The organism is Reichenbachiella agarivorans (assembly GCF_025502585.1).
Lineage (GTDB): Bacteria > Bacteroidota > Bacteroidia > Cytophagales > Cyclobacteriaceae > Reichenbachiella > Reichenbachiella agarivorans.
Map to the genome: position 1 here is coordinate 3,590,613 of NZ_CP106679.1, position 22,928 is coordinate 3,613,540.

At 42.2% G+C, this 22,928-nt stretch carries 21 protein-coding genes; 4 read left to right on the plus strand and 17 right to left on the minus strand.

Translation table 11 applies throughout. The features are described 5' to 3' along the window. Positions 1–139 precede the first annotated feature (139 nt). From N6H18_RS15125 to N6H18_RS15150, 6 genes are all read right to left on the minus strand, one after another. The gene (locus N6H18_RS15125; RefSeq protein ID WP_262309119.1) at positions 140–748 is read right to left on the minus strand and encodes a SanA/YdcF family protein; all 609 of its coding nucleotides are present in this window, start codon (positions 746–748) and stop codon (positions 140–142) included. Further along, positions 745–1,434, minus strand: a complete 690-nt coding sequence (locus N6H18_RS15130; RefSeq protein WP_262309120.1) for a TrmH family RNA methyltransferase — start codon at positions 1,432–1,434, stop codon at positions 745–747. Before N6H18_RS15130 ends, N6H18_RS15125 begins: the two co-directional genes overlap by 4 nt. Further along, on the minus strand, positions 1,427–4,117 hold the full coding sequence (locus N6H18_RS15135; protein WP_262309121.1) for a DNA gyrase/topoisomerase IV subunit A: 2,691 nt from the start codon (positions 4,115–4,117) through the stop codon (positions 1,427–1,429). The genes N6H18_RS15130 and N6H18_RS15135 overlap by 8 nt, the downstream gene beginning before the upstream one ends. Before the next feature lies 1 nt (position 4,118). Next, on the minus strand, positions 4,119–5,981 hold the full coding sequence (locus N6H18_RS15140; RefSeq protein WP_262309122.1) for a DNA topoisomerase IV subunit B: 1,863 nt from the start codon (positions 5,979–5,981) through the stop codon (positions 4,119–4,121). Between the two features lie 189 nt (positions 5,982–6,170). Further along, positions 6,171–6,635, minus strand: a complete 465-nt coding sequence (locus tag N6H18_RS15145; RefSeq protein WP_262309123.1) for a hypothetical protein — start codon at positions 6,633–6,635, stop codon at positions 6,171–6,173. Positions 6,636–6,688: 53 nt separating this feature from the next. Next, positions 6,689–7,507 (minus strand): DUF4197 domain-containing protein, encoded by an 819-nt coding sequence (locus tag N6H18_RS15150; protein WP_262309124.1) that lies wholly within the window; start codon positions 7,505–7,507, stop codon positions 6,689–6,691. Between the two features lie 76 nt (positions 7,508–7,583). Here N6H18_RS15150 and N6H18_RS15155 point away from each other — a divergent pair, with 76 nt between their 5' ends. The 3 genes from N6H18_RS15155 to N6H18_RS15165 all read left to right on the plus strand — a co-directional run bounded on the left by N6H18_RS15155 (position 7,584) and on the right by N6H18_RS15165 (position 9,905). Next, entirely contained in the window at positions 7,584–8,417 is an 834-nt protein-coding gene (locus N6H18_RS15155; RefSeq protein WP_262309125.1) for a mechanosensitive ion channel family protein, read from the plus strand. 38 nt (positions 8,418–8,455) lie between these two features. Beyond that, complete coding sequence (locus N6H18_RS15160) at positions 8,456–8,917, plus strand: heme-binding domain-containing protein (protein WP_262309126.1); 462 nt, start codon at positions 8,456–8,458, stop codon at positions 8,915–8,917. A gap of 163 nt (positions 8,918–9,080) precedes the next feature. Next, positions 9,081–9,905, plus strand: a complete 825-nt coding sequence (locus N6H18_RS15165) for a phosphoribosyltransferase family protein (protein ID WP_262309127.1) — start codon at positions 9,081–9,083, stop codon at positions 9,903–9,905. A gap of 42 nt (positions 9,906–9,947) precedes the next feature. On the opposite strand, the gene N6H18_RS15170 is transcribed toward N6H18_RS15165, so the two are convergent. Then, the gene (locus N6H18_RS15170; RefSeq protein ID WP_262309128.1) at positions 9,948–12,845 is read right to left on the minus strand and encodes a CHAT domain-containing protein; all 2,898 of its coding nucleotides are present in this window, start codon (positions 12,843–12,845) and stop codon (positions 9,948–9,950) included. 147 nt (positions 12,846–12,992) lie between these two features. Between N6H18_RS15170 and N6H18_RS15175 the strand changes: the two genes are divergently transcribed. Then, positions 12,993–13,562, plus strand: a complete 570-nt coding sequence (locus N6H18_RS15175; protein WP_262309129.1) for a YdeI/OmpD-associated family protein — start codon at positions 12,993–12,995, stop codon at positions 13,560–13,562. A gap of 28 nt (positions 13,563–13,590) precedes the next feature. On the opposite strand, the gene N6H18_RS15180 is transcribed toward N6H18_RS15175, so the two are convergent. From N6H18_RS15180 to N6H18_RS15225, 10 genes are all read right to left on the minus strand, one after another. Further along, a complete protein-coding gene (locus tag N6H18_RS15180; protein ID WP_262309130.1) occupies positions 13,591–14,400 on the minus strand; it encodes a formate/nitrite transporter family protein in 810 nt (269 codons plus the stop codon). Between the two features lie 161 nt (positions 14,401–14,561). After that, a complete protein-coding gene (locus N6H18_RS15185; protein ID WP_262309131.1) occupies positions 14,562–15,347 on the minus strand; it encodes a cysteine hydrolase family protein in 786 nt (261 codons plus the stop codon). Next, positions 15,344–16,588, minus strand: coding sequence for a Zn-dependent hydrolase (locus N6H18_RS15190; protein ID WP_262309132.1), 1,245 nt, complete (start codon positions 16,586–16,588; stop codon positions 15,344–15,346). Before N6H18_RS15190 ends, N6H18_RS15185 begins: the two co-directional genes overlap by 4 nt. Before the next feature lie 42 nt (positions 16,589–16,630). Then, the gene (asnB, locus tag N6H18_RS15195; RefSeq protein ID WP_262309133.1) at positions 16,631–18,613 is read right to left on the minus strand and encodes an asparagine synthase (glutamine-hydrolyzing); all 1,983 of its coding nucleotides are present in this window, start codon (positions 18,611–18,613) and stop codon (positions 16,631–16,633) included. Between the two features lies 1 nt (position 18,614). Further along, the gene (locus tag N6H18_RS15200; RefSeq protein WP_262309134.1) at positions 18,615–19,703 is read right to left on the minus strand and encodes an aspartate/ornithine carbamoyltransferase family protein; all 1,089 of its coding nucleotides are present in this window, start codon (positions 19,701–19,703) and stop codon (positions 18,615–18,617) included. Then, positions 19,697–19,819, minus strand: a complete 123-nt coding sequence (locus tag N6H18_RS15205; RefSeq protein WP_262309135.1) for a hypothetical protein — start codon at positions 19,817–19,819, stop codon at positions 19,697–19,699. The genes N6H18_RS15200 and N6H18_RS15205 overlap by 7 nt, the downstream gene beginning before the upstream one ends. Before the next feature lie 9 nt (positions 19,820–19,828). After that, a complete protein-coding gene (locus tag N6H18_RS15210) occupies positions 19,829–21,256 on the minus strand; it encodes a sodium:solute symporter family protein (protein WP_262309136.1) in 1,428 nt (475 codons plus the stop codon). Continuing rightward, positions 21,253–21,681 carry a hypothetical protein gene (locus tag N6H18_RS15215; RefSeq protein ID WP_262309137.1) on the minus strand — a complete coding sequence of 143 codons (429 nt, stop codon included), beginning with the start codon at positions 21,679–21,681 and terminating at the stop codon, positions 21,253–21,255. The genes N6H18_RS15210 and N6H18_RS15215 overlap by 4 nt, the downstream gene beginning before the upstream one ends. Continuing rightward, the gene (locus N6H18_RS15220) at positions 21,674–21,928 is read right to left on the minus strand and encodes a cold-shock protein (RefSeq protein ID WP_262309138.1); all 255 of its coding nucleotides are present in this window, start codon (positions 21,926–21,928) and stop codon (positions 21,674–21,676) included. Before N6H18_RS15220 ends, N6H18_RS15215 begins: the two co-directional genes overlap by 8 nt. Positions 21,929–22,431: 503 nt before the next feature. Further along, complete coding sequence (locus N6H18_RS15225) at positions 22,432–22,905, minus strand: MarR family winged helix-turn-helix transcriptional regulator (protein WP_262309139.1); 474 nt, start codon at positions 22,903–22,905, stop codon at positions 22,432–22,434. Positions 22,906–22,928 lie beyond the last annotated feature (23 nt).

Consider the following 22,928-nt stretch of genomic DNA (forward strand, 5'->3'; position numbering starts at 1 on the left):
TTTATCAAAATTAGTGTCAATAAAGTTTGACCAATTTAATGCGAATTTATCATTTGTAATCACAAATAGAAAAAGACTACCTTTAAACAATGCTTATTCACTGAGGAAACTCAAACTATTCGATTTTATTATATCCTAGCTATTCATCATTTTGTGGATATAACAAATAAAGGTCTATGACTGCCTTGGTTCGTGCAAAAAGCTCTCGTAGGATGGCTTTCTTATGCTCAAAAATCTCTGGCGTAGCTGCTTGGTAGCATTCTGCTTGGATCCCCAGCTCATCGGCAATAAAAAGACATCGGTAGGCGTGGTACTGTTGGGTGATCATCACACACTGCTCATAACCATAAATATCTCTCAACCTGGCAACAGATGCCAGTGTTCGATTGCCACTGTCATCCAATATCAATTGGTCTTTGCTGACGCCCAAGGCAACCAAAGCCTCCTGCATTTGCACAGGTTCGTTGTAATAGACAGAGTCTCTCGATCCACTCAATATGAGCTTTTCTACCTTACCAGATTTGATCAGTTCGGCAGCAGCGATCATTCGTTTGGTGAAAAACGGGTTAGGGTCACCTCCAATCAATTTGCTACTCGTACCAAAGACCAAACCGACCTCAGCACCAATCAACTGTCTAGAATCAGCATAGATTCTATCAGTTGTCTGTCCAATAATCCAAACATTGCAAAAAATCAGAAAGGAAATAATTAACAATATACCCCCGACTGAGTAGCGGATGAGTTTCATTTGAGTTGGCTTAGGTTTTGATTGAAATGCTTCAAATGCACATCAATTTTTGGGACTACTTTTTGATACCATTCTGTCAACAAAGAAAACTTTTCTTCTTCAGAAAGTTGCCATCCATCTGACTTTCTTATTGCATGATTGTAAAATTCCATAATAATACCTGCGCTCACCGAGATGTTGTAGCTTTCGGTAAAGCCCATCATAGGAATTGAAATCAATGCATCTGCATGGTCTCTGGCATAATCACTGATTCCAGTCTCCTCTGCTCCAAATACCACTGCTATTTTGCCAGACAAATCTACGTTGCGGTAATCTACTGCATGATGTGGTGAGGTTGCGTAGATTTTGTACCCTTCATTGCGGAGTTGGTCATAGCAACACTTGATGTTGAGTTGCGCCTCATCTTTGTAGTGGTGTACAGTGACCCACTTGGCCGCCCCTCTCAGTACATAGGGATTGAAATCAAACTTATTGACCTGCTCTACAATGTGCACATCCTGCAGACCCATACACTCGGTAGTCCGCAGCACGGCACTTGCATTGTGTGTCTTGAATATGTCCTCTAGGACGACTGTCAACTGTCGGGTACGCTCATTGAGTACTTGGTCAAATTTTTGCTTTTTATTGTCAGTGATGTATTGATCCAGGTACTCAATTAATTTTCGGTCGTGATCGCGCTTATCCAAACAGTCCTAGTTGATCCTTTTCATCATCTTTCTTCTTGGTATCCAAGTCGATTGTACTCCCGACATCAAACCGCGCTTCCTTTTCTTCTTTCTCCACCTGCTGCTTGACTTCATTTTTGAGCTGGTCGATCATGGATTGATTGGTAGATGGGTCTGGATCATCGTCCGGAGAATCATCATTTTCTACCTCTACGATTGACAGGATATTTTGTACAGGCAGTTTGTTGCCAATGGCTTTCCATCCTTTTTTATCTATGATTTCAGAAAGCACATACTCCTTGACCGTTTTGGTTTTTTCTCCTTTCTTTTTGAAAGAGATCTCCACTTTGGGTGAATCTGTGGTAGTCAAGAAAAGAAGCTTAGAGCTTTTGCTATCATTGATCAAAAGATAAGGTTTTCCAGTACTGGTAGACTCAATGGCAAATCGCTTGATGTACACAATTTTGGAGTCTCCATCCTGATGGATAGCAGTGACTACTCCATCCTGATCAAACTTTTCGATCTTGTAGATTTGGCCATGGTTGTAGTGATTGGAAAGCTCAAAAGAAGTCAATTCACAATTGCCATCTTTGAAGAACACAATGATTTTGTCTTCTGCATTGAACTTACCAAGCAAGGTACCTCTCCCATCTCGGTTGAGCCTACCGATGTTTTCGTCATACCAAATATCTGTTCCAGAGAGCGTTGATTTCCCTTCTGATTTGAGTACAATTTTTCGTACAGGGTATTTAGTCAAGGTATTTCCTCCGGCAGCACGTCCTTTGATATCAATTTCTGCAAAATCAAAATCAAACACTTTCTTCCGTGCTGTCGATCCTGCTGTGAGGTACACAGTGATGACTTCTGCTTCTCCATTCGGATTGGCTGAGAAGTAATGCACTTTAGATCCTTTGTCACTTTTGGTCAGGTTATAGACCTTGTCTCTGGTGATGGCAGTGACATTGAATCGCTTGATCATGGACTTGCCAGATTTACCATCCAAATAGGCCATGTTATACACCATCCGCTCATCCGTCTTATCAAAGACAGCGGCATGAATGATGTCTTTGCCAACAAATACCTTTTCTTGAATCTTGACAACAGAGAAAGTACCGTTTCTCCTGAACACAATGATATCATCCAAATCTGAGCAATCAGAAATGTACACATCCTTTTTCATCCCATATCCTACGAAACCTTCTTCGTAATTGGCGTAGAGCTTTGCGTTGTTGGCAGCTACCGCAGTTGCAGCAATATTTTCAATGGAAGAAATCTCTGTCTTTCTTTCTTTTCCTTTACCATATTTGGTCAAAAGACCCTGATAATAGGCAACTGCATAATCTACCAAATTGGCTAGGTGATGTTCTACCTCTGCCAATTCTTCTTGAAGCTTTTTCATCAGTTCGTCTGCTTTGAAAGCATCAAACTTCGATATTCTTTTGATTTTGATCTCTGTCAGTCTGACAATATCATCGGTCGTGATCTCTCTGTAGAACTGAGATTTGAAAGGCTCTAATCCTAGATCAATAGTTTCTAAAACTGCTTCCCAAGTTTCGCATTCTTCGATGTCTCGGTATATCCTGTTTTCGATGAATATCTTTTCTAATGAAGAGAAAAGAATTTTCTCCAGCAATTCTCCACGACGGATTTCTAATTCTTGCTTGAGCAACTTCAGCGTTTGCTCCGTATTGAGTCTCAAAATCTCATGGACATCCGTAAAAATCGGCTTGTCCTCTACGATCACACATGCATTGGGAGAGATCGAAACTTGACAATCCGTGAAGGCATACAAAGCATCGATGGTGATGTCAGGTGACACGCCAGGTGCCAGCTCGATCAATATTTCGATATCTTTGGCGGTATTGTCAGTGACTTTTTTGATTTTGATCTTACCCTTTTCATTGGCTTTGATGATGGACTCTATGACTGTGGTCGTAGTAGTGGCATAGGGTATGTCTTTGATGACCAAAGTCTTCTTGTCGTATTCTTCTATTTTGGCTCTGACTTTTACTCTCCCCCCTCTGGCACCAGCATTGTATTCTTCAATATCAATGATGCCTCCAGTTTGAAAATCAGGGTACAATTTAAAACTCTTTCCTCTCAGGTGCTTGATAGAGGCATCTATGAGTTCGCAGAAATTGTGTGGCAATATTTTGGTTGAGAGACCCACCGCTATGCCTTCGACTCCTTGCGCCAACAGCAAGGGAAACTTGACAGGTAATGTAACAGGCTCACGTTTTCGACCATCGTAGGACAACTGCCACTCTGTGGTCTGTGGATTGTACAAGATATCCAACGCCAATTTGGAAGGTCGTGCCTCTATGTATCTTGATGCAGCAGCGCGATCACCTGTACGTACATCTCCCCAGTTGCCCTGCATGTCAATGAGCAATTCTTTCTGTCCGAGGTTGACCATCGCATCTCCAATCGACATGTCACCGTGCGGGTGGTATTGCATGGTGGAGCCTATGATATTGGCGACTTTGTTGTATCTACCATCATCCATTTCCTTCATGGCGTGAAGGATACGGCGTTGTACTGGTTTCAAACCATCGTTGATAGCCGGAACGGCACGCTCCAAGATCACATAGGAGGCGTAATCCAAAAACCAGTTTTCGTACAATCCCGAAACTGGCAACACATCATGTAAGGGCTCGTCAGAAGAATTGTTTATTTCTTCGTTTGGTTCTTCGTTTTCTTCCATTTTATGCTACTTCCTCTGCTAAATCCTTTTCAATTCTTAATTTGTCAATAATGAAGTTTTGACGATCAGGTGTATTCTTACCCATGTAGAAACTCAACAATTGCTCTACCTTGGTGTCTTTGTTCAAGATGACTGGTTCGAGGCGGATATTCTCTCCGATAAATTCACCAAACTCCTCTGGTGAAATCTCACCGAGCCCTTTGAAACGGGTGATTTCGGGTTTGTTGCCTAATTTCTGAATGGCATTTTGTCTTTCCTCGTCCGAATAGCAATAGATCGTTTCTTTCTTGTTTCTTACTCTAAAGAGCGGTGTTTCGAGAATAAACAAATGCCCATTTTTGACGATTTCAGGGAAAAACTGCAAAAAGTAAGTCATCAACAACAACCTAATATGCATCCCGTCCACATCGGCATCAGTTGCCACCACGATCTTGCGGTATCTCAGTCCCTCGATTCCATCCTCAATATTGAGAGCATGTTGGAGCAGGTTGAACTCTTCGTTTTCATAAACTACTTTCTTGGTATGTCCAAAACAATTGAAGGGTTTGCCTCTCAAACTGAACACTGCCTGTGTCTGTACATCTCTCGATTTGGTGATAGAGCCACTCGCTGAATCTCCCTCTGTGATGAAGAGCATGCTGCCATTACGCTTCTCTTCGTCCACCTTTTTATCATCAAAGTGGATTCTACAATCTCTTAATTTCTTGTTGTGCAGGTTGGCTTTTTTGGCTCTTTCGTTGGCTAGCTTCTTGATCCCTGCAATGTCTTTTCTTTCTCTTTCTGACTGTAAGATTCTCTTGAGCAATGCATCTGCAGTTTCTGGATTTTTGTGAAGATAATCATCGAGACTTTTTCTCAGGAAGTCCAACACAAAAGTCCTCATCGTGACGCCATCTGGCGTGATGTTGATCGATCCCAATTTGGTTTTGGTCTGTGATTCAAAGACTGGTTCTTGCACACGCACAGCAATCGCTCCTACTATACTTGCTCGGATATCTGCTGCATCATAGTCTTTCTTGTAGAAATCCCTCACTACTTTGACGACTGCTTCTCTGAATGCCGCTAGGTGTGTACCTCCTTGTGTTGTATTTTGTCCATTGACAAATGAATAATACTCTTCTCCATATTGATTGGAGTGCGTCATGGCAATCTCGATGTCTTCTCCTTTGAGATGTATGGTAGGGTATCGTTGTGATTCAGCGTCTGTTTTCTTAGCTAGTAGATCTTTTAGCCCATTTTCGCTATGATACTTTTGTCCGTTAAAATTGATCGTCAAACCAGCATTGAGGAAGGCATAATTCCAGATCAGGTTGTCGAGATACTCTGGAATGAAATGGTAGTTTTTGAAAACTGAGGCGTCTGGCTCGAAAGTGATCAAAGTCCCATTGCGCTGATCGGTCTTCTCGATTTTGGCATCATGGGTGATGTTGCCCGCATTGAACTCTGCCATTTTGGTCTCTCCATCTCTAAAAGATTGGACTTTGAAATAAGTAGAGAGCGCATTGACCGCTTTGGTACCAACTCCATTGAGTCCTACAGATTTCTGAAAGGCAGAGGAGTCATATTTACCACCTGTATTGATTTTGGATACACAATCGACCACCTTGCCCAAGGGAATACCACGTCCATAATCACGTACTTCTACACGATGGTCTCCTACTTTGACATGAATTGTCTTGCCATGACCCATCATGTGTTCATCGATACAATTGTCGATGACCTCTTTGACCAAGACATAGATGCCATCATCATGCGCTGAGCCATCACCCAACTTGCCAATGTACATACCAGGTCTCAGACGGATGTGTTCTTTCCAATCTAGGGACTTAATACTATCTTCTGTATATTCAACGTTTTCAGCCATATCTCTTTGAAGTCAATCTTCTCAATACCCCAAAACTGGAGTATTGCACCTAAGTAACAAACCGTGAATATAGCCGATTTGCTACTAATAATGGAAGTCAATTCTGGACAGAAAACGTGATCTTTTGGCTAAGTTATTGGAGAGCTAATTGAATCATAAAGCGCTAACTACCTGACTGACAACCGCTTTTTATTTCTTAGTAAACTGGAGGTAAATAAACCAAAAAATCCAGAGGATGATAAAAATGGGACCTAAGTAAACCAGTGCTGCATAGTCAGTGATGTCAAATTTTTCCTTGCTATGATACAAGCCAATGAATACGATAGACAGGATGTAGCAGACATTGAACATAAGAGACAATCCACCAAACCAATGGTAGTTACTTTCGGTTTTGTTCATTTCACTAAAATCAATCAAACTCATGTCCACAGCATGCTTGGTCAATCTTCTGTACAACATGATCAAACCATTAGTCAACGCAAAAATGCCAATACAGGCATAAAAGAAATTGCCTTTGGCTACCGTATAAGTCGCCAAACCATTGGCATCAAAATACACACTGACCGTCTCCGGCATCAGGGCATAGTAGTAAGACAAAACAGCAAGAAAAATAGGAATAGAAATAAGATAGCAGAATCTGATTGCTTTGACCATGGAGATATTAATTTGAGAGCGCTAAACTAAGTAAACTGCCAATAAGAAAAAACTCAAAGTCCTTTCGCCTCATCACTATTAAATACTTTTCGAATGATATCACTCACATAGTCCAATGGAGACGCCCTGATCTTCTTCTCTTCCTCTCCTATCAAATAGAACAAACCTTCGACGGCTCGTTCGGTGGCATAGCCATCGATAGATTCAGGTATCTCTTGGTTGATCAATGAACCTATTTTTGGTGTCTTTAAGGTTATACCCAAAGATTTGTATTCATACTGGTAACTGAGGAAACCATACAGCGCATCATATAGCTCCAATGCTTTGGTTTGTCCCAGAGCTGTTGTGATTTCTGGTTGAAAGGCAGCGATCAGGTTGCCACGGGTTTTCGAGATGAAATATTCGGTAGCAGACGTTTCTCCACCTTGCAAAATACCCAAAGCATCGGTAATACTCATGGAGGTAATTGCATTCAAGAAAATCGGTGAGGCTTTTTTAGCGGCAGCTTCTGCACCACGGTTCATCGCCACTACCAGTTCTTCGAATGGGTCTGAATTGATGTTAGCATTTGTTGCAACATATGCGTCAAGGATCGTACTGTATTTGATACCAACCACCGAGCCAGTTTCAATTTCGGTTTGCAAAGCAGTCACTTCACTAGGTAAAAAGACCTTGATCAATTCATTTTTGAGGTAACCGTCTACAGCGGAAGCCGATGTAGTAGAAGAATCCACCCCTTGGGTCAGCGCAGCTTTCAATCCTTCTGCAATCTCCGCATCGGTCAAAGGGAGGTCAAAAAACTTCTCTGCTTCTTCGCAGCTGAAACTCGATATACTGACAATTGTCAATAGCAAGGCAAGTACTTTTCTCATAGCTGTATTTGATTTTGGCAAAGATAACATTGCCGAAAAGAATATATCTTAGTTACTTGGAGTAAAAAATGATATAATGAATGTGAAAGAATTTTTACATACGGAGCTATTGCATGTAGGTGAATACCAAATCATGGTTTTCCATGTGCTGGCACTGGCGGGTATTTTTCTCGGAACCAAACTAATTCTCTTTGTCATCTACCGTGTATTCCTCAAACAAATTGAGCGCAAGAATTTTGACAAGGGTCGCAGTCTGGCATTTTATCAGATCATCAAGTATGTCTTGATCGTAGTGGCCATCGCACTGGGTTTGGAAACTATGGGTATCAAGCTGACATTGTTGTTGGCGGGCTCTGCTGCTTTGTTGGTCGGCTTAGGATTGGGTATACAGCAGTTTTTCAACGACCTGGTTTCTGGACTGGTATTGCTCGTAGAGGGCACAGTGACAGTCGGAGACATTGTGGAACTGGACGGTCTGGTCGGAAAGATCACAGAGATCAATATGAGAACATCTAATGTCGCGACCAGAGACGGTATCATGATCATTGTACCCAATTCCAAACTCGTAAGTGACAATGTGATCAATTGGTCTCACAACCGAGAAGCTACACGATTCAAAGTCAATGTAGGTGTAGCATATGGTACCGATCTGGAAACGGCAGAGCGCCTCATACTAGATGCAGCATTGAATACTGAACACGTCTCCAAAACACCCGCACCTTTTAGCCGATTCATAGATTTCGGAAATTCATCATTGGATTTAGAGGTTTATTTTTGGACCAAAAACATGTGGCACATCGAATACGTGAAAAGTGAAATTCGTAAAAGAATTTATAAATCCTTTAACCAAAACAAGATTACGATTCCATTTCCTCAAAGAGACATTCACATCATCTCTGGAGACAAATAGTGTATTTTCATTATTTTAGTATCAAACATTTGAAAAACATGATCAACAAGAAGAACATTAGCATTGCGGTATTGGCCTTTCTAGTAGTCATACAATTATTTGGGATAGATCGAGAAGTACCAACCACCACTCTGGAACAGGATTTCATCTCAGTGATGCAACCTCCAGAAAATATCGCTAAAATCATCAAAACCGCATGCTACGACTGTCACTCCTATCAAACAGAATACCCGTGGTACACCCATGTCGCTCCTCTGTCTTGGTGGATAGGTACACATATCGAGGACGGTCGAAAGCACCTGAATTTTTCTATCTGGTCTACCTATGACGAAAAGAAGGCCTTACACAAACTGGAAGAACTGTACGAAGAAGTAGAAGAAGGTGAAATGCCCTTGACCTCTTATACTTTGGCACACTCCGATGCGGATTTATCTCCATCAGATGTCGAGCAATTGGTCTCTTGGGTCAAAAGTATCCCTGGAGTATTGGAGCAAGAATAAACTCTTGGTTTTCAAAATATGAGATGCAAATAGTTCCAAATCTCACCTCTAGTATGGACATACTACAGACGAAGGAATTGTCACGAATCATCACGAAAACATAACAATAATAAATTGGCATTGCTGTGATCAAGAATTAGTTTCATATTCTTAGATTAGGCCCATGAAAACACAGCAGTATTCTCTGTACACCCTACCTCCCCATTATCAACCAGAAGACAATACGTTGTGGGAACTGGATCCTGCTCTATATAGTAGATTCAAACATGGCTGTGAGTACAGTATAGCTGCATTTTCAGACGCCATTGCTGAGTTTGTCATCAAGTCTTGTCCAGCTGATCAAAGAATCTACATCGCACCATCAGCTTACCAACATGTACCCACTGCTGCAGGGCTTTTGGTAGGGAATCTTGAAGAAAGAAACCTGCTCCCAGACGTATTTCAATATGTAAAACTGACAAGAAATAAGATAATCACGGATGATTATGCCACACTAGATTCTATCGAGCGTCAAAGAGCCATGCAAGACATTCGAATTGATTTTGATACTGAGCTGCTTCACAATCAAACTTTACTGATCATAGATGATTCTTATGTGACAGGTACACATGAGAATATTCTCAAGCATCACCTCACAAAAACCTGCGCGACGATCATTTTCGTCTACCTCGTAGATATGAAAGCCTGTGAAATGCCCAACATTGAAATGCAAATGAACAATTTTGAAATCAAGAGATTGTACCATATGTATGACATCATGAACTCTCCTAATTTCATGATAAATTCTAGAGTATTGAAGATGATATTCAACTCCCCCATCAATGAATTTATAGACTTTGTCACACTTCTATCTCCAGATCAACAATCAGATATATACAACAAGGCTATTATGGAAGGATATATGTATCTGGGGTCAGTATTTGAAACAAAATTGAAACTACTCAACAACAATCAATTGCATCTTGATGATTTGGTATCGCTAGGTTAGAGACTCAGCAATGAAGGAAAATACAATTTCAACATTTGAATCCTACCTGCCCACAAGCACAAAAGCACCCCAATAATATGGGTCATTGTATTTGGTCTGCATGGATTTTTGTGCAGCGGTAAATGCATGTAATTTGGTCGCACCACTCAAGTAATGACTGTAAAAAGCAATCATAAAATCCTTGGTAGCTTGATCATCCACCTTCCAAAGACTATTGATGATGCTGGTGGCACCAGCCGACCTGAATGCACGTTGCAAGCCATAGACACCTTCTCCTGCATCAAAGTGCCCCAGTCCCGTTTCGCATGCGGATAAGACCACCAAATCTGTACCATCAAGAGCTAGATTCTGAGCCTCATAAGCGGTCAAAACTCCATCATGCGACATGGGCAATTCATCTGCGGTATAGTAATTGACCACTCCCGCTAGCAACAACCCTGAATTGATCATGGCATTGAACATACGGTACTTTTCACTGGCATCATTATCGGTTTTGTTCCAATAGCCGTGGGTAGCGATGTGCAAAATACTTGGATTTTCCAGGTCGTAGAGTACTTCTTCGGTTGCTTCTGATCCGAGATAACTGCGCGTTTGAACCCGTTGTTTCTCCATTTCTCTTTTAACAGCCAAAATCTCCTCTTCCGTGCCAGGCAAATCTATAACACTCTGTTCGTCAAAATTGCCAATGAATGAACGAGTCTGGAGCTCGTCACTACTCAGTGGTTTGGTTGTTTCACCCTTTGTGTCATACGCTGGCCGACCTAACAAAACTGAATTTTTGGGCTTGATTGTTGACTCATCCTCTAGCAAATTGGCAGTACTAGTCACATATTGAATTTGTATTTCATCCAATAAATATTGGTTGCTTTCTCCATTTTTGAGTGTTGGCAGATTGATCAAATGGTAGATACCATCAGCAGAGAAATACACCTTTCGTATCCCTATCAACCGCTCCTGAATGGGTTTCCAATATTGATCATAGCTCCTGCTGTCATCCAGTCTTTGCTGAATGGTGTTTCGGTATAGGTTGTAATACTTGCCATCAAGGTCCTCTGCTGTAGCGGGCAAATAAACCACTTCTGGCTGTTGACTGTCTTTGCGGATGATGTAGGCAGCATAGTAGGCTTTGTCATCGTAGTAACGCTGATCTTTCCACTGAAACCTAGCAACCTCTATCGCTGCCTCGCCTTCTTGCAGCCTGTCTCGCACTTCTTTCCATCCAGGAGACGAAATAGTCAATAGCTCTTCATAGTTCTGAGTGAGTTGGACCAATTGATTTTCCAATTGCTGTACCTCCGCTTGTAATTCATCCAGATTGATATCTGGTTTGTTTTCCTTACGATCCAATACTTTTATATCCTCTTGCTCCTCATGCTGCTGATAGGCACGGATCAGCAATTGTTTCTTGGCGAGCCATTGATTGTACCGTGCTATGATCTCAGGACTGTTGCTCTGTACGAATGTCTTCTTTCTCTTTTGCGTACTTTTGAAGGAAATAGATTTGGTTAGCAAAAGATTGTCATAGACTTGTTCCAGTGCCTTGTTTTTCATGCTATTTTGGCTATCTATCAGGATGCGAACAAAAGAGTGATAATTGTTGTACCCATCTTTGAGCTTGCTATTGTAATAGGTCACAAAGGTTTTCTCTCCGAAGGTAAAAATCAAGTCATTGATCCACTCTTGGTTGACATGAAAGAGGTCTTTGTAAGTATCAAAAGCGGTCTCTAATTTTCTATCCCTGACGCAAAAAAAAGCATAGGTTGAAAAGGGACTTGTCGAGACACTAAAGTCTTTTCGTGTCACTAGGTCCTTCAAGTAACTTTGATAAATGTCATGATAATCCTTGCCTCCCAAAAAACCAACAATACTCGCCCTACCCAATTCGGTAATACTCTCATCGGTTTTCAATCCATCATAATATTCATTGGTCTCTCGCAACAATTGATCTAGTGGTTTTGTAAAATCTGATTGTCTCCCAATTTGTGCCAAGAAAATATTATAAGAGGGATAGACATAGCTAGGTATTGGAGAATCAGGATATTTGGTATTGAAGCATAGATTGGAAGCCCGGATACTAGAGTCTGCAAGGTAGTATTCTTGTAGTGCCTGATCATAATTTCCAATCAGCTCGTAAGCGGTCGCTAACACAGAATGATAACTGGATTGTACAAAATTGCACTCGTCTGCAGACTGATCTGGATAGTTATCAAAAAGATTTTTTTGATCGATGATGTAGCTATGGTAGTCCCCAATCAAAAGAGAATAAAAGGATTGGGTATTGAGATACTCCAATGTATAGCTCATAGTCCATAGCTCCGGTGACTCTTCTGACAATTTCTTCATCTTTGCGATGAGCTCTTCCACGAGATTGTACTCTCCCATCTTACAGAGATAATATGCATAGCCAGAGTAACTCCGGTATTCGTCAATGCCTAGCTCTGTATTCATGGCCTTCTCATAATATTTTCCTGCCATGGTCAATTCATTGAACAAACTCAATGCCCCTGCGACCATGTTGAGATTGTTGAAGGATTCAAATTCGGGATGCTTATCGAGGTATTTGGCGGCAGCTTTGGCTTGATCCTTTGACAGATACATCTCCAACAGATGTTTGGTCATCCATTCATCACTACCCTTAGAGCTTGGATTGTATCCATAGATCAGTTGATTAGCCTTCTCCATGAGATGATCAGCCTGCTTTTCGTTGACCACCTGAGTTTTGTAGATATTGGCCAATATCATGTAATTGGCAATCGTCTGCAGCACCTCTTCTTTCTCGACCAATTCGTACATTTGCTTGGCAGCAGCCTGGGCCTCTGTAGAATTAACTGGATGGCTATAGACTACCGTCATCAGCTCATCATAATCCTCCTGTGTCTGGGAAAACGCGTACCTTGAAAACAACAAAAAGGCAATAAGTAAGTAAAAACGTAGATTCATGTACTCAATATACGATGGACAATACAATGTCGAATTTATGATGAATTTCTAAGTCTATGGCAAAACTTTAACAAAGTTCTATCTTCAAACCAAATCACTTGTAGCCATGTGAGACTATTGATAAATTGTCCTTTGAATATCAAATAAATGAAAAACCGCCCAGAATTATACTTTGAGAATGACACAGCATGGAGAGAATGGTTGTCACAAAACCATGATCAAGCAGATGGCGCATACCTGATTTTTTACCGGGTGACATCTGAACAGCCCTCGATGCGTTGGGAAGAAGCGGTACGGGTGGCACTGTGCTACGGCTGGATTGATTCTACAGTCAAGAAAATCGATGAAGACAAAAGGAGACAACTTTTCACACCACGCAAAGCCAAAAGTGCCTGGAGCAAAATCAATAAGACACACATCACAGAGCTCATTGAACTGGGGTTGATGCATGAGAGTGGATTAAAGGTCATAGAAAACGCAAAGGAAGATGGTACTTGGACCAGTTTGGATGATGTAGAAGAATTGACAATGCCTGATGATTTACAAGCTGCATTTGAGACGAACCCAATCGCCTACTCACACTACGAAGCGTTCAGTCGAAGCTATCGAAAATCCTATCTCTACTGGCTCAACTCTGCCAAACGACAAGAAACACGGGACAAACGCATCACGGAAATCATCAGATTATGTCAAGCCAATGTCAAGTCTAGAACATAAGAAATTTGTATTCTAGACCATGTACTGTCTATCCCTTTAACCTCACGTGGCTAAATTTAAGAATAGCTACGAAAAAGGTGCCTCCCAGTGTATTGCCAAGGGTGGCCCAAAGCTGAAAATGTAAGTAATCTGTGAAATGAATATCAGGGCTGGTGATCATGCCTGTAAAGACCTCAATAGAACCAACAATACAGTGGTGCAACCCAGCCACACCAATGATAGCGGTCACCATCGTAATGACCAGAATTCGGCTGATTGTTTCTTGAGAGGATGTAACCAACCAACCCAGCAAACCCATCATCCAGCCGGCAAGCAATGCGGAGAGCAGTATCACATCCCAATCATACGAAACCAAATGGTACGCCAAATCGTGAAATGCACTTGGCTCAATGAAGCCTACAGCTGGTCCGATTTTGGCTATTAAAATGCTGAAAAGAAAACCTCCCAACAAGTTGCCACTATAAACCAATCCCCACAACAGAAAGATAGCCCTGAGTCTCACTGCCCCACGCAGCACTGGCAGTATGGCCAAGGCTGTGTGCTCGGTAAACAATTCTGACCGACCAATGATTACAAAGATAAAACCTATCGGATAGCACAGTGCCAACACCAATTTCATGACATTGGGACTCAAATCCTGCCCAAACAAAGTGAGCATCGTCCCCATAAATAGCACACTAAAACCTATCTCCAACCCAGCAGTAAATGCCGACATAAACAATCCAATATTGGATCTATTAAACTCCTTGAGACTGGTCTCTATTTGTTCTTCGAGGATTTCCTTGACTTCTTTAGGTTGTCCGGGTTGTGCACTTTCGTTCTTGAATAACTTGATCATAGATGCTGTTTGGTTACAAAATCTACCACCAAGATACTAAGGTTAGTTGGTTTTCTGGTTGAACTGGTTTGACTCGTTTTCTGGTATTCTGGTTTTCTGGCTTTCTGGTTTTCTGGCTTTCTGGTTTTTAAACTTTCAACTTTACCTTATCGCCAATAATCTTACTCCAAATTGGCTCCTCTATGGAATGACAATTCATCTGGATCCACTATATGTTCCTCTACACCTTGGAATCTACGTATGACTTCATCAGTGGATAATACCGAAGCATAGCGATTTTTGATACTGTTGATCGTACCTTGATGCAGCTCTGGTGTCACCGTGGTGCAAGCATCTTCTACCATAGTCACCAGATAGCCCAAATCGCATGCATCACGAATCGTTGTTTCTACACATTCGTTGGTATAGACCCCTGCTACGATCAGTTCATTGATTTTTAGATTTTGTAGGATGTAATTGATATTGGTTGATGAAAACACCCCAGAGGCCGTCTTGTTGACTATGATCTCATCCCCAAGGGGAGCTACTTCTGGCAGAAACTCTGCCTCTTTGGATCCTGGAGCCGCGAGGAGACCCAAACGCTTGTGACCATTGCTGCGGTCGCGTCCGTCTTGCGTCATGGCTTGAATGCGTGTATGAATTACTTCAATGTTTTTCTCACGAAAAGTTTTCAACATGCGCTGAACATTGGGCAACACATTGGCTTGTAGTGTGTCAAAATAATACTCCTGCTGCTCAATAGGAATACCAGAGGTCGTTACGTCTTGAAATACGCCGTAACCTTTGGCAGCATCCAAATACTGAATATCTATGATCAGTAACGCCACCTCATGATTATCCAAGTGTACTTGTCTCAGGCTAGACTGATCATTGACAAATTCCTGATAATACCCTTCTAGTGGGTCAAGTGAATCTTCGGGTCTTAGGTCTCTATTTATTTTTATCATGGTATTTGTGCTATATCTATCAATGTATTGAGCATCAGATTCGCTCCAGTGTGTAAGTGATGCCAATCTGTCCATTCATGTGGAGAGTGACTCACTCCATTTTTACTTGGGACAAAAATCATGGCTATTGGTGCGATTTTAGCCACCATCTGTGCGTCGTGTGCTGCTCCACTGGGCATTATTTTATAGTTCAACGCGAGTTTCTTGGCATTGTTTACCAAATGCTTCTGCATGGCTTCATCACATGCCACTGGATAAATCATGCTCGTTTCTACAAATTCAAATCTCAGTTGTCTGCGTCTGGCAATCGCCGAAAGTGCTTTGCGACAAGCATCCTTCAATTCGTTCATTACTTCCAAACTCACATCTCGGGCATCAATACTGAAATCAACCTGACCCGGAACCGTATTGGCCGACCCAGGGTACAAAGCCACATTGCCAATCGTGATTCGAGAGGCTTCTCCCCCATTTTCATCAATGATTCTGGGGATTTCGTGGGCAAAATCAGCCAAGCCCATAAATGCGTCCTTGCGCATATCCATGGGAGTCGTACCCGCATGATTGGCAGCACCTACCAGCTGTACCTGCCACTTAAACAAACCCGTAATATCCGAAACGATACCTACAGAGAGATTTTCAACATCCAATACTGGCCCTTGCTCAATATGTAGTTCCAAATAGCTGTAAATGTCTTTTTTGGGACGAGAAGCAGACAAGGCTTGAAAGGGATCTACCCCCAGAGATCTCAATACTTCGGACAAATGCACACCATTCAAATCTACAGATTCCTCTATGATTCGAGGGTTAAGCTGTCCCGCAAAGGCTCTGGAACCAAACATGCCTCCAAACCGCCCTTCTTCGTCGCTGAATGCAATGACTTCCAGAGGGTATTTGGTTTCAATTCCTTGCTCTTTCAAGCAAATCAGACATTCCAACCCAACCAAAACACCCAAAGCACCATCCAATGCACCTGCATTTGGCACAGTGTCTATGTGCGAACCAATGACCACAGCAGGCAAATCCTTGTTGGCTTCTGTTTCATAGCGACCGATGATATTGAGTGCTTCGTCCCGTCTGGTTTTCAAGCCATATTGCTGCAACTGATCTTCCAGCCATTCACGCGCGACCAGTTCATCAGCATTGAAAGCCATACGGTAGATACCACCATCCGCTTTTTTGCCAATCATGGCCAACTCATTGAAGTTGCTTTTGAATCGCTCAAAATCAATTTGTAAGGTCATACCACGTTGTTGTCTAACTATCTAATGTCTAACTTCTCAATACTAGAGAGAAAGTTCTTTCCCTTCTATGAATTGTCTGTGTAAAATCTGCAATCCTAGAATATGATTGACCAAAGCATCCTTTCTCACCAATGAGACAGGGTCTTTGTCATTTTGATATTCGGAAATAAATCTTTTCAATCTCCCCACATCAAACAAACCTGATTGACGCAAAGTATCTTCGTTGATATATTCCTCAATCAATTCATTTAGCGCATTTTTCTTCTTTTCCTCGGTGTGAGCTGGTGGAGACATGAAGGCGAATTTTTCGCGTTCATACAGCACTTTGGGGAGGATATCCTTCATTGCCTCTCGCAACACCCACTTCTCTGTGTTGCCCTTGATGCGGTAGTGTGGCGGTATCTCTCTGGCCATTTCTGCTACATGATGATCCAAAAATGCAGGTCTGGACTCCATAGAATTGGCCATGTCCACTCGGTCACCACCCCAGTTGAGAATCTGACATTCGAGCATCGTTTTGCTCCATGTATATTGTGCCTTGTCCAAGACATGTCGGTTTTTTAGTTGCTTAGGATCAAAGCTCTGTGCAATAGCTGCTACTGGATCATAATCTTTGAGATCATCCAAAATATCATTGTGCAACAACGGTCTCGCAATCTCTAGGGTATTCATCCAAGGCTGGATCCAAGAAGGCGTAAAACCACAGATGTCATCCATCACAGGATGTGAAATATGCTCTTCGGAGAGAATCGCTCCTTTAAACAATTTATTACTCTTCTCCATCAGCTCCTTGTAGCTATCTACTTCCTCTTGGGTATGACCAGAGCCTTCCATGTTCTGATAGCCATACTTGAGCATGTCTCGCTTGAGTTGCGGATACCCGCCAAATAACTCGTCAGAGCCCTCTCCGGTCACGACAACTCTGTAGCCACATTCGTTTACCTTCTTGCTCATTTGCCACTTGGCTACACCCAGTGTGTTGTAAAAGGTTCTTTCCGAATGATACACTGTTTTAAGGTAGTTTTCGCCATACAAATCTCCCGCTGCAAGGTTGATTTGCTCTTGATTCGAGCCTACACGATCTGCCATTTCTTTGGCAATGTGCGCTTCATCATAATCCTTGTTGTCAAAACTGATCGTAAATGCCTGTACGGGTGATTGCTGCATCGATGAGGCCAATCCCAACATAGAGCAACTATCAATCCCTCCAGACAGGTAGCAACCCACAGGCACATCTGCTTCCAATCTATGCTCTACTGCCTCTACCAATTCCTCCTGCGTACGTCTAATATGGTATTCGGCTGACTTGCCCATGTCTCTGTCTTGCTCCTCTGGAAAATCCATGTCCCAGTATTTGTGGTCTTTGATATCCAAACTATCACCCTTGCGCTGGATGATCAGCATGTGTCCTGGTCTCAAAGCGTGGATGTCCTTGTATGCAGTAGTACCAGGTACCATGGTTTGCATCAACTGGTGCAACACTGCCTGGTTGTCAAATGCTCTTGGTACCTCTGGGTGAACCATCAATGCTTTGATTTCTGATCCCCAAAAGACATTCCCTTGGTTGATGTGGTAGAAAAGCGGCTTGACGCCAAACCTGTCTCTTACCAATATCAGACGTTCTTCATCCTCATCATACATCGCAATGGCAAACTCACCACGCAAATGCTTGACAAAGTCCAAACCATACTTCTGATACAAAGGCAAGGCGATCTCACTGTCACTTTTGGTCGTGAAGTCAAATCCTTCTAATCGCAGATTGGTTCTGATTCGCTTGTAATCATAAAACTCCCCATTGACAGTCAGTACGTTCTTGTTTTCTCTCGCAAATAGTGGTTGACGCCCTGTTTCTAAATCAATAATCGACAAACGAGCATGTCCCATCGCCAGACCTTTGGCCTCATCGAGATGATAGCCATAGCCATCTGGTCCTCTGTGATAGAGCATGGCTGTCATTTTTGCTAAATTCTGAGGGGCTGATGATTCTAAAGCACCGGCTTTCCAATATCCTGTTATTCCACACATATTATGCTGTAGGTATTTTTTCTTTTGGGAGTTTATTAAAACGATTCAATACGGAGATAAACAAGGCCTGTCTGACAAAGACAGCTCCATGAGCCTGAGTAAAGTATAAGTTGTGGTGGGTATCATCTAGTATAGGATCCAACTCGTCCAAACGAGCCAGTGGATGCAAAACCACTGCATCATCCTTCAGTTTGGTATGGCTATCGAGTTTGAATCTACTATCCAGAGACTTGTAGCTATCACCTAAGAAGGCAATAGAGTTCATGTAGATCACATCCAGATCTTCGACTACTTCATTCACATCATTGGTGATATGAATGGTGATACCTGATTCTTTTACTTTGTTGGTCAGTTCCTCTCCGAGAGGGTCGGCCATTTCTGAGATGATAGATATCTGTTTGATATTGTCTTTGAATAGCAGAGACATCCGCAGAAAACTATTGACTGCACGCATGCTACCTGGTGTACCTAATATGCCCAGATGAATTTTGTTTTCAGCCTTCAATTGCCCTTTGAGCTCTGGCTTCCATTTGAGTATGGCAAACCAGTCGGCGAGTGACTGAGTAGGATGTTCACCCGACCCATTGCCGGCATTGATCAGTGGAATTCTCAGGTGAGTAAGAATCTCTTCAACGGCCGAGGTCTCTGTGTGACGCATCACCACACAGTCACCGTAAGCATTAAACATCTCTCCTATGTCATTGAGCGATTCTCCTTTGGCTTGTCCCGTGCTTTTCCCGTCCGAGATACTGATAATCTTGCCATCGAGCCGTAACACTGCGCTCTCAAATGACAATCGAGTCCTCGTACTCGCCTCAAAAAATGCCGTCACGATGATCTTGCCATCCAACGGATGAGACTTGGCTATTTCTGTACTCTCTAGCAGTGCAGCAAATTTGCAGACCTCTAGCACCAGTTCTTTGTCAAATTGATCTACGGACAGTACACTTTGCCCAACCAATTTTTTCAACACATCCATGTTGATCGTGTCCTCCTTGAGTAGTGTTTCAGGGTCAGGGTTCAATCCATCCGACACCATCGGATTTCTATCCAGTGATTCCTCATCTGGACTAAATTTTTCATTTACCATAGTTCTTTGGATTTGATATCCTTGATCAACATCCAAACCAAAGCCACAACAGTACTACTGATGCCGATGAGGGAGAGTGAGATCAAGAGACTTAAAAACGATTCGGAAAAATGCATTTTAAAAGTTTAGTGTTTAGATTCATTCATCAGCTCCCAATCAAAATTGTCTGGAAACAAATAGGTGCAAACCAAAACTGTAATCATAGAGACTGCTGCTCCAATCAATGATGCCGTGTACCAACCCAAAACAAAATAGGCGATCAAGCCCAAACTACTGCCGAGAATCATACCCAGCAAGGCACCTTTGGCGTTAGCTTTCCTCCAAAAAAGCCCTGTAACGATCGGCCATATCGTACTCCCTACCATCGGTCCTGCAAAAAACAAAACAGTTGCCAAGGTCCCAATTCGCGGCATACAGAATGCCCAGGCTAAAAATCCCAAGCCAATGATAATTCCTGTCGACACGCGCCTGAGTAACTTTTCGTTGGCTTTCGGATTGATCATTTTTCGGTAGATGTCTTCGGTGATTAGATCAGAGGTTGCTGCCAACAAACTGTCAATACTAGAAGCGAGTGAGCAAAAGAACACCGCAAAAACAATGACGGCTCCCGTTTGACCCAAAACATGTGAAGAAACCAAGGGGCCAACCATATCAGGACTGGTGATATTGATCCCAAGTGATCCACTCGTCAATGCAATAAATCCCGCAGCAATCGGAACAGGAAACCAAAAGAATCCGGACAGCAAATATGCTTTCTTTCCAATTTTCTTACGCATCGCAAAAGCCCTGCTCCACCACACATTGCTATGAAAGACCTCTCCTAGTCCAAACAATAGATTGTTAAAAACTGCCATGATGGCTGCTGGCATGAGTGCGTTCATCAGCATGGGTTTTTCTTCGATGACATTGGTATAGATATGACTGAAGTCTACCTGCCAGAGCACGCCAATACCGACTATCACGATCCCTACCAAAATGATGAGAGATTGAATGAAATCAGTCCCTATCACAGCATACAAACCTCCAAACAAGGTATAGATAACACAAACAGCCAATATGACGGTCATACCCCATGTATATGGAATACCTGCTATGGCATTCATCAGTATACCTCCTGCCATACCCATGCTGACCAACCAAGTGAAACCATAGAAAATGCTGATTGCCAAAAAGATATACCAAGTCACCCTACCGTACCTCAGACGGATAAAATCTCCACTGGTGTATCCTGTGGGCATGAGATCTTTGATGCGATTGGCCAAGGGTGCAAATAAGAACAGGCCAAAAGAAGCAGTAGAATAAGCAATCATACCCCATATCCCAAGCTGCAAAGCAAATTGGGGTGCCAACATCGTTGTATTGGACGTCACCCATGTAGCCATAGCGGTAGCAGCTCCAAAGGCCAGTCCGACATTGCGTCCAGCCAACATAAATCCATCCATGTTCTTGGCCTTCTTGCCCCAATAGATACCTAGCACTATCCAGATCACACTGAGTACCGCCAACAGAATCCATCCCGTTTCTGGACTGATGATATAGGATTGATGATTCATGCCTCAGATGTGGTTGTATGAGAACCTTTGATGATCACTACAGTCGTCAATCCAAACACCAACATCCCCACTCCTGCCAATGACAAGGCAAGCTGCAAGGATTGATGCTTGACAGTCAGTGAAAGCACATTGGACCATGAACTACCTGCTGTTTTGACACGATAGTAGTAGTGACCATCTTCCAGCCCAGAAACAAAACTAGCTTGATCTGGACCTTGGTAGATCAATTGGCTAGACATGAACAGTGAGTCCTGGGATTGCTCCAACCAATACTCACTGGCACCATTATCAGCATTCCACTGCAACTGGATGTAGCCACTGTTGGCATACTGGTGTAGGTCATCCACATCAAAGTAGGCCTGCTCAGCACAGACCTCTACCGAAAGCAAAATGCCCAATAATATGAATATGTATGATTTAATCAAACCGTTCTTCTTTGTCTTGCTCTGCTTCTATTTTCTCTTGTATTTCTTTGATTTCCTTGACTTCTAAGATTTCCTCTGGTGGCTCATCCACGATATTTCCGAATTCGTCCACAAAAGCAATCATATCTGTCAGCTTACCACCACCTTGCTCTCTTTCTTCCAGTTTGACTCTCTTTTCTTCCTTTTTCTTTCTTTTTTTCTCAGCTTTTTGTCTCTTCACAAAAGCATTAAAATTCTTCTTTCCCATCTACTCAGTCTTGTTTTAGTTGCTCGCTTCAATACTAAAAATGGCAATACAGTGCATGAAACGATTCTACACTGGTCATCCTACAGTCTCCTAGATATTGAACTAAAACACGAACTTGTTTTCTAAGTCATGATGGCATGTCACGATCGGCTGACTAAATAGAAATATGCCAGCGAATGTTTCGACATTCAAGTTTTTAGTGATGAGAGATAAATTACTGAAAGCTATTCGTCCACGATATGAAAAGCTTCTGATAATAAGAAGCCCAAATGATACTGATTTCAAACCAGTCCTCATCTTTGGCTCGACCCTGTCGAATGTGGAGATATGTTCTTTAAAATCTTCGATAAACTCTTTTCGCTCTCATTTCTACAGGTTGTACTAACCTCCTTCGTGAGCAACTCAATTTCTAAGATATTTTAATGACATTACAAATTTAAGATATATGTTCTATAGAACATAATTATATCGAAAGTTATGTCGCAAATATATGTTTGGACAAATTAATTGATGGGCTCCTCTGGACTCAATACCGCTCCAGCATCCAACTGCTTGATTTGCATAGCAGAAGTAATAATTTCAAGTGATCGCTTGACCATTAATTTATTCTCATTGGACAGGGTATCTAGTTTATCGGCCAACCTGTCGTGTAGGACATTTGGTGTCTCTTGGAGCAATTTCAGCCCAGCTGCGGTCAAAACAACAAAGGTCACACGCTTATCACCTGCCTTGGGTAGTCGAGCTACATACCCTCTCTTTTCCAATCTATTGATGATCCCACTGATGGTACTAGAATTGAGACTCAGGAGCTCCATGAGTTCTTTGAGAGTGGATTGAAAGTTATGAGCTTTCTGCAAATGCCCCATACAGAGCAGCTGAGCGATACTCAAACCAAAATCCTTTTGTATTCCCTTGGATTCCAGATTGAGCGAGCGCACAATCTTCCTAATACTAACAATGATTTCTAATGAATCCATGGATTACAAATCTCAACCAAAAC